Below are 13,224 nucleotides of genomic sequence, written 5' to 3' on the forward strand. Positions count from 1 at the left end.
CTCAAACACCGGACGGGCTGGATTTGCTGGACGCGGCTGAGAAGTCACCGGGCGCGGCTCCACTGTCGCCGGGCGCTCCTCCCCCGCCCGGTACACCGCCAGGATCTCGTTCGTCGACGTGTCCCGCACCGCGTTGAACCAGCGGCGGCAGCCCGCCGCGTGGCTCCAGCGCTCGGCGAAGGGGCCCTTCGGGTTGTCGCGGAAGAACAGGTACCGGGCCCACTCCTCGTCGCTGAGGGACGCCGGGTCCTCCGGATACGGCACGTGGGCCTGGCCGCCGTAGTGGAACTCGGCCTCGTCGCGGGGCCCGCACCACGGGCAGGGGATGAGCAGCATGGATCGGCTCCCTAGTGGGCCACCGCGGCCGCGCCGTGCTCGTCGACGAGCGCGCCGGTGGTGAAACGGTCGAGCGAGAAGGGGGCGTTGAGGGCGTGCGGGGTGTCGTGGGCGATGGTGTGGGCGTAGACCCAGCCGACGCCCGGGGTGGCCTTGAAGCCGCCCGTTCCCCAGCCGCAGTTGAGGTAGAGGTTGTCGACGGGGGTGAGCCCGATGATCGGCGAGGCGTCGGGGCTGACGTCCACGATGCCGCCCCAGGTGCGCAGGACGTGGGCGCGGGCGAAGACGGGGAACAGCTCCAGGGCCGCCGACATCTGCTCTTCGATGATGTGGAAGGCGCCGCGCTGGGTGTAGGAGTTGTAGGCGTCGATGCCCGCACCCATGACCAGCTCGCCCTTGTGGGCCTGGCTGACGTACACGTGGACCGCGTTGGACATGACGACGGTCGGGTGCACGGGCTCCAGCAGCTCCGACACGAGCGCCTGCAACGGGTGGCTCTGGAGGGGGAGTTCGATGCCCGCCATCGCGGCGAGGACCGAGGTGTGGCCCGCCGAGCAGAGCGCCACCTTACCGGCGGCGATGGGGCCGAGGTTGGTCTGGACTCCGACCACTCGGTTGCCGACCACGTCCAGGCCGGTGACCTCGCAGTTCTGGATGATGTCGATGCCTGCGGCGTCCGCGGAGCGGGCCAGGCCCCAGGCCACGTAGTCGTGCTTGGCGATGCCGGCGCGCGGCTGGTAGGTGGCGCCCAGGACCGGGTAGCGCACGTCCGGGGAGATGTTCACGATCGGGCAGACTTCCTTGACGCCGTCCGCGTCGAGCCACTCCGCGTCCACGCCGTTGAGGCGGTTCGCCTCCACGCGGCGCACACTGTCGCGGACGTCCTGCAGGCTGTGCGCGAGGTTCAGCACGCCACGCTGGGAGAAGAGGATCGGGTAGTCGAGCTCCTCCGCCAGTCCCTCCCACAGCTTGAGCGCGTGCTCGTAGATGCCGGCGCTCTCGTCCCACAGGTAGTTGGAGCGGATGATCGTGGTGTTGCGGGCCATGTTGCCGCCCGCGAGCCAGCCCTTCTCCAGCACGGCGACGTTCGTGATGCCGTGGTTCTTCGCCAGGTAGTGGGCGGTGGCCAGGCCGTGACCGCCACCGCCGACGATCACTACGTCGTACGACCGCTTGGGCTCGGGCGTACGCCACAGCCAGTCGGGGTGGTCGGGGAGGTCGGCGCCGGGGGTGCGGGGGCTCATCGGACGTCTCCGTCTTCTGAAAGGTCTTCTGAAAGGTGCGGATACTGCGGGTACTTGGGGACTGGAGCGTTCATGCGGCGGTGGCGTTCCTCTCGGCGGCCTCGACGACGTTGGCGAGCAGCATGGCCCGCGTCATGGGTCCCACGCCCCCGGGCATGGGGGCGAGCCATCCGGCGACCTGGGCGGCGTCCGGGTGCACATCGCCGGCCAGCCCCTGGTCGGTGCGGGTGATGCCTACGTCCAGGACCGCCGCGCCGGGGCGCAGCATGTCCTTGGTGACCAGGCCGGGTGAGCCGGCGGCCGCGATGACGATGTCGGCCTCGCGTACGTGCCAGGCCAGGCCCTTGGTGCCGGTGTGGCACAGAGTCACGGTGGCGTTCTCGGAGCGGCGGGTGAGGAGGAGGCCGATGGGGCGACCGACCGTGATGCCCCGGCCGATCACGCACACCCGCGCTCCGGCGAGGGGCACGTCGTGGCGGCGGAGCAGTTCGACGATGCCGCGCGGGGTGCACGGCAGCGGGGCCTCGACGCCCAGGACGAGCCGGCCGAGGCTGACGGGGTGCAGGCCGTCGGCGTCCTTGGCCGGGTCCATGCGTTCCAGTACGGCGTTGGCGTCCAGGTGGCGCGGCAGCGGAAGCTGGACGATATAGCCGGTGCAGGCCGGGTCGGCGTTGAGCTCGTCGATGACGTCCTCGACCTGCTGTTGCGACGCGTCGGCGGGCAGGTCCCGGCGGATGGACGCGATGCCCACCTGGGCGCAGTCGCGGTGCTTTCCGGCGACGTAGGCGTGACTGCCCGGGTCGTCGCCGACCAGCACGGTGCCCAGGCCCGGCGGGCGGCCGACGGTGGCCGTCAACTTGGCTACGCGCTCCCCGAGTTCGCGGCGGATGTCGGCGGCGGTCGCCTTGCCGTCGAGCAGCTGTGCGTTCACCGGCGGTGTTCCTTCCCTCGGAGTCGACTCTGGGTGTCAGCCACGGAGGCGGGACATAGTGGGGTCGAACAGGGGCTCCTCGGCGACGACCGCCTCGACGCGCTGGTCGAAGTAGCCGATGTGCACGGTCGTGCCGGGGGCGGTGAGCTCGGCCGGGAGCCAGGCGTAGGCGATGCCCTTGCCGATCGTGTAGCCATAGGCGGCGCTGGTGACGTAGCCGACCGCACGGTCCCCGTCGTACACCGGCTCCTTGCCCATGACCACCGACCGCGGGTCGTCGATGGTGAGGCAGGTCAGCTTGCGCCGCACGTTTTCCTTACGGCGCTCCAGGGCGGCCTTGCCGATGAAGTCGTCCTTGTCGAGCTTGACGGCGAAGCCGACGCCGGCCTCGTAGGGGTCGTGCTCGTAGGTCATGTCGGTGCCGAAGGAGCGGTAGCCCTTCTCCAGCCGGAGGCTGTTGAAGGCGCCGCGGCCGGCGATGACGCCGCCGAGGGGCTCGGCCGCCTGCCACAGGGTGTCCCACAGCTTCAGGCCCTGGTCGGCGGTGGTGTAGAGCTCCCAGCCGAGCTCACCGACGTAACTCAGGCGCATTGCGGTGACGGGCACCGAGCCGATGTAGGCGCGCTTGGCGCGGAAGTACTTCAGGCCGTCGCTGGAGAAGTCCTCGTCCGTCAGGGGTTGCAGGACCTTGCGGGCGAGCGGGCCCCACAGGCCGATGCAGCAGGTGCCGGGGGTGATGTCACGTACCTGGACCGTGCCGTCGGCGGGGAGGTGGCGGGTGAACCAGTCGAGGTCCAGGTTGCCGTTGGCGCCGACCTGGAAGAGGTCGCGGGCCAGGCGGGCGACGGTGATGTCGCTGCGGATGCCGCCGTCGTGGTCGAGGAGCAGGGTGTAGGTGACCGAGCCGACGGACTTGGCGACCTTGCCGGTGCACAGGCGCTCCAGGAAGGCGGAGGCGCCTGGGCCGCTCACCTCCAGGCGCTTGAGGGCCGTCATGTCGTACATCGCGACGGTCTCGCGGGTGACCTGCGCCTCGGCGCCGACGATGGGCGACCAGTACTGGGCTGCCCAGTCGTTGGGGGTGGGAATGCTGCGGCCTTCGACCAGGGACGCGTTGGCCTCGTACCACTGCGGGCGCTCCCAGCCGTTCGCCTCCAGGAAGAAGGCGCCCAGCTCCTGCTGGCGGGCGTGGAAGGGGCTGGTGCGGATCGGGCGCGGGTCACCCGAGGGCTGGAGAGGGTGGAGGATGTCGTAGACCTCGACGAAGTTCTGGCAGTCGCGGGCCAGGACGTACTCCGGGGACAGCTGATGCGGCTCGAAGCGGTTGACGTCGCACTCGTGCAGGTCGAAGGACGAGCAGTGGCCGTCGACCAGCCATTCGGCCATCGCCCGCCCCACGCCCGCGGAGTGGGTGACCCACACGGCCTCGGCGACCCAGAAGCCCTTGACGTCCGGGGACTCGCCGAGGAGCGGGAAGTTGTCGGTGGTGAAGGAGAACAGGCCGTTGATGCCCTCCTCGACTTTCGCTTCCTTGGTCGCGGGGAGCAGGGACTGGGTCTCGGTCCAGGCGTCCTCGAAGTCCTCCTCGGTGAACTTCAGGACCGACGGCATCTGGTCGGCCTCGTCCACGGAGAGGATGTCGTCGGCGGAGATCGGCATCGCGCGGTGGCCGTAGTAGCCGATGCCCAGGCCGTCGAAGCGGTCGCGGTAGTAGAGGTCGGCGTCCTGGTGGCGCAGGATCGGGCGGACCGCTTCCTCGGTCTGGCCGGCCAGGGCCGGGACGGGGCCGGTCCAGGCCAGCTGGTGGGCGAGCGGCGTGAGCGGCAGGTTCATGCCGACCATGCGGGCGATCTTCGGGCCCCAGATGCCGGCGCAGCACACGACGATGTCGGCGGGGATCTCGCCCTGGTCGGTCAGGACGCCGGTCACCTCGCCGTCGGCCCGCAGTACGTCGAGGACCTCGTGGCGGGCCAGGAAGCGCACGCCGCGCTCGGTGGCCCGGCGGATCTGCGCCTCGACGGCGAGGACGGCCTTGGCGAGGCCGTCCGTCGGGACGAGGAGGCCGCCGAGGACCTTGTCGCGGTTGACCAGCGGGTGCTGCTCGACGCACTCGTCGGGAGTCAGGATCCGTGACTCGATGCCCCAGGCGGAGATCCAGCCGTGGCGGCGGTGCAGTTCCGCGAGACGCTCGGGGGTGGTCGCCACTTCCAGCCCGCCGACCTGCAGGAAGCAGGGCTTGCCGTCGACGTCGAGAAAGCAGAACTTCTCGACGGTGTAGCGGGCCAGCTCGGTCATGGTCTTGGAGGAGTTCGTCTGGAAGACCAGGCCCGGGGCGTGCGAGGTGGAGCCCCCGGTGGCGGGGAGCGGGCCCTGGTCGACCACGGTCACTTCGGTCCAGCCTCGCGCGGAGATCTCGTCCGCGAGTGCCGCGCCAACGACGCCCGCTCCGATGATGACCACTCGCGGTCCCGCCATCGCCGCACCTCCGGTTTGATAACCAGTCGAGCCGATCCGGTTGCTGTCTACGCAACTTGATTCAGGTTGCGCAACTCAATGTGCCTTCCGTGCAGGTGGGTGTCAAGGGGTCCGCGACCTCGGAAAACCGGCCGGAACACGGCAATGCCCGGTGGGCGGTGCGCACCCCGCGCGCACCGCCCACCGGGCATGTTCCGACCGGCTTCCGACTCCCGGCTTCCGGCGCTACTTGAGCCAGGCGTCCACCTTGTCGCGGTTGGCCTCGACCCATTTCTTCGCCGCCGCCTCGGGGGTCATCTTGTCCACCGCGATGTACTTCGCCACGACGTTCTGGTCGTCGTTCGTCCAGGTGAAGTTCTTCACCAGGTCATAGGCCGGGCTGCCCGACTTGGCGAACTTCGCGCTGACGATCTTGTCCAGCTTGTACACGGGGTAGTCGCAGTCGACCTTCTCGGCGTCGGCGTCGCAGCCCGCCTTGTACTCGGGCAGCTTGACCTTCACCAGCCGTACCTCGGACATGAACCACTGCGGCTCGTAGAAGTAGCCGATCACCCATTCCTTGTCCTTCTCCGCCTTGCGGAAGGCCTGGATGAGGGCGGTCTCGCTGCCCGCGTACACCACCTTGTAGTCCAGCTTCAGGTTCTTCACCAGGGCCTCGTCGTTGGTGACGAACGACGGGTCACCGTCGAGGAGTTGCCCCTTGCCGCCGGACTCGGACGTCTTGAACTCGGCCGCGTACTTGTTGAGGTTGTTCCAGTCGAGGATGTCCGGGTGCGCCTTGGCCAGCCACGGCGGCACGTACCAGCCGATGAGGCCTTCATTGCCGGTCGGGCCGGCATCGACGGCGGTCTTCTGGTCGGTGATGTACTTCTTCTTCAGGTCGTCGTGGCCCCAGTTCTCGACGACGGCGTCGACCTCGCCCGTCCCGAAGCCCTGCCAGGCGATCTCTTCCTTCAGGTCCTTCTTGGTGACCTTGCAGCCGAGGTCGTTCTCGGCGACGTAGGCGATGACGGCCGCGTTGGCCTCGTACCCCACCCACGGGTTGACCGCGAGGTTGAAGGTGCCGCACTTGCCGGAGCTGCCCGAGCCGCCGGCGTCCGATGAGCTGTCACCGACCTTCGCGCCGCCGCAGGCGGTGAGGGTGAGGCCGAGGACCGCTATGCCCGCCGCGCCGACTCTCCACTGTCTTGCTTGCCTTGCCATGGTCAGTTGCTCCTTACGCGCTGGTACGCCGCGCCGCTGCCTGAGTGATCCGGTCGAACATGACTCCGAGAAGGACGATGGCCAGCCCCGCGGCGAGCCCCTTCCCGTACAGCTGTCCCTGCGAGAAGCCGGCCACGACGTCGTAACCGAGGGCGCCCGCCCCCACCAGGCCGCCCACCACAACCATCGACAGCACATAGATCAGGCCCTGGTTGGTCGCGAGAGTCAGGGCGCCGCGTGCCATCGGCAGTTGGACCTTGGTGATGATCTGCCAGGTGTTGCACCCGGCGGAGGTGGCCGCCTCCACGGTGGTGGCGGGCACGTTCCGTACCCCGTCCGCGATGATCTTCATGGCGACGGGAGCCGCGTAGACGACGGCGGCGACGATCGCGGTGAAGCGGGTCGCGCCGAACAGCGCGAGGAACGGCACGAGATAGACGAACGGCGGCATGACCTGCGCCGCGTCCAGGCTGGGGCGCAGCAGCCGGTCCACCAGCGCGCTGCGTCCCATCCACACTCCGAAGACGACGCCGAGCAGCATGACGAGCGCCGTGGCGACGAGGGTCGACGCCAGCGTCGTCATGCTGTCCGACCACACCCCGGTGCCGACCAGCAGGCCCACGCACACAGCCGTGGTGATGCCGGCACGCCAGCCGCCGAGCACGACGGCGAGCGCGATCAGGGCCGCCCCGACGAGCCACCACGGGGAGTCGGTGAGCAGAGCCTGGAACGGGTTGAGCAGACCGTTGGTGATGACGTCCCGGAAGGCGTTGGTGATGCCCGAGAGGTTGTCCTGCACCCAGGTGGTCACGCTGTCCGCCGTGCGCGAGATGGTGCTGCCGGTGCCCCCCTCGCCGGGGAACTCCGCCGCCCACAGATAGGTGTGGGACAGATGGACCAGAACCGCCGTGACCGCCGCACCTGCCGCCAGCAGCGGACGTCGCCACGCCAGGAAGCGGTTCTTCGAACGCCGGGCCGCCTCCTCGCGTGCGCTCGCCGCCGTGGTGACCCGGTCCAGCACGATGGCCATGACCACGATGGCCAGACCCGCGTTGAAGGCCGTGCCGACGTCGAGCGTCTGGAGTGCCTGGATGACGGTCTTGCCGAGCCCTGGCGCGTCGATGAGGGCGGCGATCGTCACCATGGCCAGGGCGGCCATGATGGTCTGGTTGACGCCCATCACCACGGTCCGCTTGGACATCGGCAGCAGGACCTTCATCAGAGCCTGCCGTCGGGTGGCGCCCAGCGAGTCGGCCGCCTCGACCGTGGTGCTCGGTACGGAACGGATGGCGTGCGCGGTGATGCGGATCGCGGGCGGCGCCGCGTAGATCAGCGTGGCGATGGTGGCGGAGGCCGGGCCGATGAGGAAGAACAGGGTCAGCGGAGCCAGGTAGACGAAGGTCGGCATCGTCTGCATGAAGTCCAGGAAGGGCGTGATGATCCGGTTGAACCGGTCGGACAGCCCCGCCCACACGCCCAACGGGATCGCGAACAGCAGCGCCACGAACACGGCGGAGAGGGTGAGCGCCAGGGTGTCCATGCTCTCCTGCCACAGGCCCTGCAAGCCCAGGAAGGTGAAGCCGGCCACCGCCAGCAGCGCGACCCTCCAGTTGCCCACGGCCCAGGAGACATAGCCCGCGATGCCGACGACACCGAGCCACCCGATCTGCGGGACGGGCCGGTCGGCGGAGGGCTGCGAGATCAGCTCCTGCACGAAGGTCACCAGGGTGTCGATGACCAGGCGGATCTCGTTGAAGAAGTACAGGAAGAGCGGGTTGGAGTTGCGGTTCGCGCCGATCGAGTCGTTGACGTCGTTGAACCACCGGTGCAGATCGGTCAGGTCCGCCGCGGCCAGGGCCAGGGTCTGCTTTCCGCGCAGCACAAGGAACAGCACCAGCCAGACGACGAGGATCGCCGCCACCACCATGGACCGGCTGACCTTGCGCACGCTCTCGGCGGGAGCGGCCTGCTCCACGGCCTGAGTCTTCTCCGGTTTCTCTGTTTTCTCCACGGCGACGGTCATCACGCGCCGCCTTCCTGCCCGGCGACCACCGCGAGGATCTCCTCGTCGCCGACGATGCCGAGCAGCTTGCCGTTCTCGACGACCTTGACCGGCTTGTCGGCCGCGAGCACCGCCCGGGTGGCCTCCTTCACCACGACGTCCGGGCCCAGCTCGGGACCGTCCAGTTCGTCACCGTCCTCCGGCGGGCGCATGATCCACCGCAGAGTGAGCACGTCGCCGCGAGGCACGTCCTTCACGAACTCGCGCACGTAGTCGTCCGCCGGGGCGCCCACCAGCTCGTCGCCGGTGCCGCACTGGACCATCTTGCCGTCGCGCATGATCAGGATGCGGTCGCCCAGCTTGAGGGCCTCGGAGAGGTCGTGGGTGATGAACACCATCGTCTTGCCGACCTCGTGGTGCAGGCGGATGACCTCGTTCTGCATGTCACGCCGGATCAGCGGGTCGAGGGCCGAGAACGGCTCGTCGAAGAAGAGCACGTCCGGATCACCGGCCAGCGCACGGGCCAGACCAACGCGCTGCTGCATACCGCCGGACAGCTGGTCGGGGTAGGAGTTCTCATAGCCCGCGAGGCCGACCAGCTCGACGACCTCCTGGGCCCGCCTGGTGCGCTCGGCCTTGCCCATGCCGCGGATCTCCAGACCGAACGCCACGTTGTCGACGACGCGGCGGTGGGGCAGTAGACCGAAGTGCTGGAACACCATGGAGAACTTCCGGCGCCGCAGGTCGCGCAGGCGCTTGTCGTCCGCCTCGCGGATGTCCTCGCCCTCGAAGACGACCTCACCGGCGGTGGGTTCGATCAGCCGGGTCAGACATCGCACCAGCGTGGACTTGCCGGAACCGGACAGACCCATGACGACGAAGACCTCGCCGGGCGAGACGTCGAAGTGGACGTCGCGTACGGCGGCGGTGCATCCGGTGCGGTCCATGAGCTCGCGGCGGGTGAGCCCGCACAGCTCCTCGGAGTCCGGGACCTGGTCGGCCTTCGGCCCGAACACCTTCCACAGCCTGCGCACGGATATGACCGGGGTGGAGCCCGAGTCCTGGGACGTGCCGCGCCGCTGCGGCACCTCGGTCTGTGTGGTCACGTTCGACCTTCTTTCGGCGTTCAGCCGCGGAACCAGTGCTGCGGCCGGGGTTGGATGTTCTGCCAGATGTGTTTGGGCTCTCGGTACTCGTTCAGACCGGTCGGTCCCAGCTCCCGGCCCACGCCCGAGTGCCCGAAGCCACCCCATTCCGCTTGCGGCACATAGGGGTGGTAGTCGTTGATCCACACCGTGCCGTGGCGCAGCCGCCGGGCGACCCGCTGGGCCTTGCCGGCGTCTTGCGTCCAGACGGCTCCGGCGAGTCCGTACTCGGTGTCGTTGGCGATGTGTACGGCGTCGTCCTCGTCGGTGAAGCGCTCCACGGTGAGCACGGGCCCGAAGGACTCCTCGTGCACCACGCGCATGTCCTGCCGGCACTCGTCGAGCACGGTGGGCAGGTAGTAGTGGCCGTTCGCCAGCGCGGCGTCGTCGGGCCGTGCGCCGCCGCAGCGCAGTACGGCGCCCTCGGCGAGGCCGGCCGCGACGTACGCCTCGACCTTCTCCCGGTGCTGTGCGGAGATCAGCGCTCCGGTCTCGGCCTCGGGGTCGAAGGGTCCGCCGAGGCGGATCTGCCGGGCTCGGCGGACGACCTCGTCGACGAAGCGGTCGTGCAGCGAGTCCTCGACGATCAGCCGTGCACCGGCCGAGCAGACCTGCCCCGAGTGCAGGAAGACGGCCGTGAGGGCGAAGTCCACGGCCGTCTCGAAGTCGGCGTCGGCGAAAACGACGTTCGGGTTCTTGCCGCCGAGCTCCAGCGCGATCTTCTTCACGGTCGCGGCGGCGGTGGCCATGATGCGCTTGCCCGTCTCCAGGCCTCCGGTGAAGGAGACCATGTCCACGGCCGGGTCCTCGGAGAGTGGCGCGCCCACCTCGGGCCCGGTACCCAGGACGAGGTTCGCGGCGCCGGCCGGAAGCCCTGCCTCCTCCAGTGCCTTCATCAGCAGGATCGAGGTGGAGGGGGTGAGCTCGCTGGGCTTGAGGACGATCGTGTTGCCGGCGAGGAGTGCGGGAGCTACCTTCCAACTCGACTGCAACAGCGGGTAGTTCCAAGGAGTGATCAGTCCGCACACGCCAACCGGCTCGTACACCACGCGACTTACGGCGTCATCGCGGCCGGTGTCGATGACGCGGCCAGCGCCGGTGCCTCCGAGGCCGCCGTAGTAGCGGAAGCAGGAGACGACATCGGCGATGTCGTACTCGCTCTCCACCAGCCGCTTGCCGGTGTCCAGGGACTCCGCGCGGGCGAATTCCTTGGCGTCGCGCTCGATGAGGTCGGCGGTGCGCAGCAGCAGCGCGCCGCGCTCCCGATCGGAGGTGCTCGGCCAGGGCCCCTCGTCGAAGGCGCGGCGGGCCGCGGCGATCGCCGCCTCGGTGTCGGGGCGTGTCGCTTCCGAGACGGTCGCCGCGAGCGTGCCGTCAGCGGGACATCGGATGTCCCGGTGCCCACCGGCCACCGGGTCCCGCCATTCGCCATCCACATACAGGTCTGCCACGCGCCGAGCCTTTCAACCGAAATTCGTTGCGCATCGTGCACCCAATTGCTCGTGGTGGAACACCCTGGCGAACGCCCAGGCAGACGTCAAGAGGTTGGCCGATGACGATTTGGCCATGCGATCACTTACCCGGCCACCCTTGACCGCAAGCAACGCCGAGCCGACCATGTTGCGTATCGCTCACCATGTTGTGCAATACGCACCGACGGAGGCCGACGTGTCCCCAAAGTTCCCTCGACCGCAACCTGGCCGTGAGTACGTTCTCACCCTCTCCTGTCCGGACAGCGCCGGACTGGTCCACGCCGTGAGCGGCTTTCTCGTCAGGAACTCCGGCAACATCCTGGAAAGCCAGCAGTTCGACGATCGGCTCCAGGGCCGTTTCTTCATGAGGGTCCACTTCGATGTTTCCGATCCAAACGCCGAGCTGGAACAACTGCGTTACCGGTTCGGTCCCGTGGCCCAGGCCTACGGCATCTCCTGGACCCTGAGCGACGCGGCCACGCCGACCCGGACGCTGATCATGGTGTCCAAGTTCGGCCACTGCCTGAACGACCTGCTCTTCCGCCGGCGCACCGGCGCCCTCAACATCGAGATCCCCGCGATCGTGTCCAACCACCGGGACTTCGAGGGACTCGCGGAGACGTACGGCATCCCCTTCCACCACATCCCGGTGACCAAGGAGACCAAGGCGGACGCCGAGGCGCGGCTGCTGGAGCTCGTGCGTGAGCTGGACATCGACCTGGTGGTGCTGGCCCGCTACATGCAGATCCTCTCCGACGACCTGTGCAAGGAGCTGGAGGGCCGCGCCATCAATATCCACCACTCCTTCCTCCCCAGTTTCAAGGGCGCGCGCCCCTACGAGCAGGCCTACGCGCGCGGAGTGAAGCTCGTCGGCGCGACGGCGCACTATGTGACGCCGGACCTGGACGAGGGCCAGATCATCGAGCAGGACGTGGTCAGGGTGGACCACTCGCTCGACCCCGGCGAGCTGGTCACGGTCGGGCGGGACGTGGAGGCACAGGTGCTCGCGCACGCGGTGAAGTGGCACAGCGAGAGCCGCGTGATGGTGGACGGCAACCGCACGGTGGTCTTCCGCTGAACCGCAGCCACAGGGGGCGGGACCGGATTCCGGTGCCGCCCTCTTCGTATACGGACCCGGGCGCGCCGCCCCCGGTCACAACGGCTGCTGGAGGAACGCGATGAGCGCGGCTGTGAGTTCCGCGGGGGCGTCCTCCTGGACGAGGTGGCCGGCGCCGGCGATCGGTTCGAATCGCGCGCCGGGGATGAGAGCGGCGAGCTCGCGCCCCTTCGCCACCGGGATCCAGGTGTCGTCCTCACCCCAGCAGACGAGCGTGGGGATGCCGATCCCGGTGTACCGGCCCTGGATCTCGTCGGTGTAACTCTGGTCGGACTGGACGATCTGCCGGTAGAAGGCCGCTTGGCCGGGGCCGTCCAGCCAGGGCTCGACGAGCCGGTCGAGGACCGCGTGATGCAGGCCGGGGCTGCTGGCGGAACTGACGTACTCGCGCACCAGGGCGGCGTGGAGCGCCGGCGGTAACTGTGCGAAGACGTCGGAGTGCTCGCCGACGAGCCGGAAGAAGGGGGACCCCCACGGTGCCAGCGCGACCGGATCGACCAGGGCGAGGGCCCGGTAGCGGGCACCGTGCAGCAGGTGCGCCCGCAGGGCGACGGCACCGCCGAAGTCATGGGTGACCACGAGCGGTTCTTCCAGGCCCCAGTGGCTCAGGAGTTCGGTGAAGACGCGGCCCTGGGCGGCCAGGGACACATCCTGGCCCGCGGCCTTCTCGGAGGTTCCGTAGCCGGGCATGTCCCAGACGAACACCTGATGGTGGCGGGTGAGCGAGCGGGCGACGGCACGCCAGACGTACGAGGAGAAGGGGGTGCCGTGCAGAAGGACGACCGGCGGTCGGCCGGGTTGCCCCAGCCGGTCCCAACGGACGTCACCTGATGTGCTGGTAAAGGTTCGGGTCAGCTGCCAATCAGTGTCGGTTGCCATCCTTCTCCTGGTTCAGCCGCCCAGCCGGTCCAGCAGCGCGCGGCGCCACCGTTCCGTTTCGGCGATCTGGTTGAACGTGAACAGGTGCAGACCGGCCACCCCCGCCGAGGGTGCGGTGAGGGCCTCCTCCGTGCGGGACAGCAGCCTCTCGGGTGCATACCCTCCGGGGGCCGCGAAACGCAGAAACCACGAGGCGTGCTTCGTCAGGAAGCGCGTCGACTCCCCCACCCCGGTCTTCGTGGCCATCGCCAGCAGCTTCGCCCGCTGTACGGGCCCCGCGATGCCCACATGGACCGGCAGGGTGACGTCCCGGCGCCGTATACGAACGATCCACTCCCCCAGCACCCGCGGGTCGAAGCAGAGGTTGCCCACGATGTACGTGGCGTGCTCGCGCTTGTCCCACATCGCCTGGATGGTGAC

Annotated in this window: 10 protein-coding genes and 1 pseudogene; 1 reads left to right on the plus strand and 10 read right to left on the minus strand. The window is 69.0% G+C overall.

Annotated features, from left to right (window positions below):
- From ACTWQJ_RS31700 to ACTWQJ_RS31735, 8 genes are all read right to left on the minus strand, one after another.
- On the minus strand, positions 1 to 336 hold a 336-nt coding region (locus tag ACTWQJ_RS31700; RefSeq protein ID WP_443309954.1), incomplete at its 3' end, for a sarcosine oxidase subunit delta.
- Between the two features lie 11 nt (positions 337 to 347).
- Positions 348 to 1,580, minus strand: coding sequence for a sarcosine oxidase subunit beta family protein (locus tag ACTWQJ_RS31705; RefSeq protein ID WP_443309955.1), 1,233 nt, complete (start codon positions 1,578 to 1,580; stop codon positions 348 to 350).
- Between the two features lie 70 nt (positions 1,581 to 1,650).
- On the minus strand, positions 1,651 to 2,511 hold the full coding sequence (locus ACTWQJ_RS31710; protein ID WP_443309956.1) for a bifunctional methylenetetrahydrofolate dehydrogenase/methenyltetrahydrofolate cyclohydrolase: 861 nt from the start codon (positions 2,509 to 2,511) through the stop codon (positions 1,651 to 1,653).
- Positions 2,512 to 2,547: 36 nt separating this feature from the next.
- Positions 2,548 to 4,986 carry a GcvT family protein gene (locus ACTWQJ_RS31715; RefSeq protein ID WP_443309957.1) on the minus strand — a complete coding sequence of 813 codons (2,439 nt, stop codon included), beginning with the start codon at positions 4,984 to 4,986 and terminating at the stop codon, positions 2,548 to 2,550.
- Positions 4,987 to 5,211: 225 nt separating this feature from the next.
- On the minus strand, positions 5,212 to 6,189 hold the full coding sequence (locus ACTWQJ_RS31720) for an ABC transporter substrate-binding protein (RefSeq protein ID WP_443309958.1): 978 nt from the start codon (positions 6,187 to 6,189) through the stop codon (positions 5,212 to 5,214).
- A gap of 13 nt (positions 6,190 to 6,202) precedes the next feature.
- Positions 6,203 to 8,212: an ABC transporter permease gene (locus tag ACTWQJ_RS31725; RefSeq protein ID WP_443309959.1), complete on the minus strand. Its 2,010-nt coding sequence runs from the start codon at positions 8,210 to 8,212 to the stop codon at positions 6,203 to 6,205.
- The gene (locus ACTWQJ_RS31730; protein ID WP_443309960.1) at positions 8,212 to 9,297 is read right to left on the minus strand and encodes a quaternary amine ABC transporter ATP-binding protein; all 1,086 of its coding nucleotides are present in this window, start codon (positions 9,295 to 9,297) and stop codon (positions 8,212 to 8,214) included. Before ACTWQJ_RS31730 ends, ACTWQJ_RS31725 begins: the two co-directional genes overlap by 1 nt.
- Positions 9,298 to 9,317: 20 nt before the next feature.
- Positions 9,318 to 10,787, minus strand: coding sequence for an aldehyde dehydrogenase family protein (locus tag ACTWQJ_RS31735; RefSeq protein ID WP_443309961.1), 1,470 nt, complete (start codon positions 10,785 to 10,787; stop codon positions 9,318 to 9,320).
- A gap of 217 nt (positions 10,788 to 11,004) precedes the next feature.
- On the opposite strand from ACTWQJ_RS31735, the gene purU reads away from it, so the two are divergent.
- Entirely contained in the window at positions 11,005 to 11,886 is an 882-nt protein-coding gene (purU, locus tag ACTWQJ_RS31740; RefSeq protein WP_443309962.1) for a formyltetrahydrofolate deformylase, read from the plus strand.
- 75 nt (positions 11,887 to 11,961) lie between these two features.
- On the opposite strand, the gene ACTWQJ_RS31745 is transcribed toward purU, so the two are convergent.
- Complete coding sequence (locus ACTWQJ_RS31745; protein ID WP_443309963.1) at positions 11,962 to 12,804, minus strand: alpha/beta fold hydrolase; 843 nt, start codon at positions 12,802 to 12,804, stop codon at positions 11,962 to 11,964.
- A 12-nt stretch (positions 12,805 to 12,816) separates the two neighbouring features.
- Positions 12,817 to 13,224 (minus strand): annotated as a pseudogene (locus ACTWQJ_RS31750) (5,10-methylenetetrahydrofolate reductase); the annotation flags it as partial.

The organism is Streptomyces sp. KR55 (assembly GCF_052245645.1).
In the GTDB taxonomy this organism is placed as follows: Bacteria; Actinomycetota; Actinomycetes; order Streptomycetales; family Streptomycetaceae; genus Streptomyces; species Streptomyces flavusporus.

Coding starts and splice junctions, on each gene's coding strand:
- ACTWQJ_RS31705 (WP_443309955.1), bottom strand. CDS start 1,580: ATGAGCCCCCGCACCCCCGGCGCCGACCTCCCCGACCACCCCGACTGG.
- ACTWQJ_RS31715 (WP_443309957.1), bottom strand. CDS start 4,986: ATGGCGGGACCGCGAGTGGTCATCATCGGAGCGGGCGTCGTTGGCGCG.
- ACTWQJ_RS31720 (WP_443309958.1), bottom strand. CDS start 6,189: ATGGCAAGGCAAGCAAGACAGTGGAGAGTCGGCGCGGCGGGCATAGCG.
- ACTWQJ_RS31725 (WP_443309959.1), bottom strand. CDS start 8,212: ATGACCGTCGCCGTGGAGAAAACAGAGAAACCGGAGAAGACTCAGGCC.
- ACTWQJ_RS31745 (WP_443309963.1), bottom strand. CDS start 12,804: ATGGCAACCGACACTGATTGGCAGCTGACCCGAACCTTTACCAGCACA.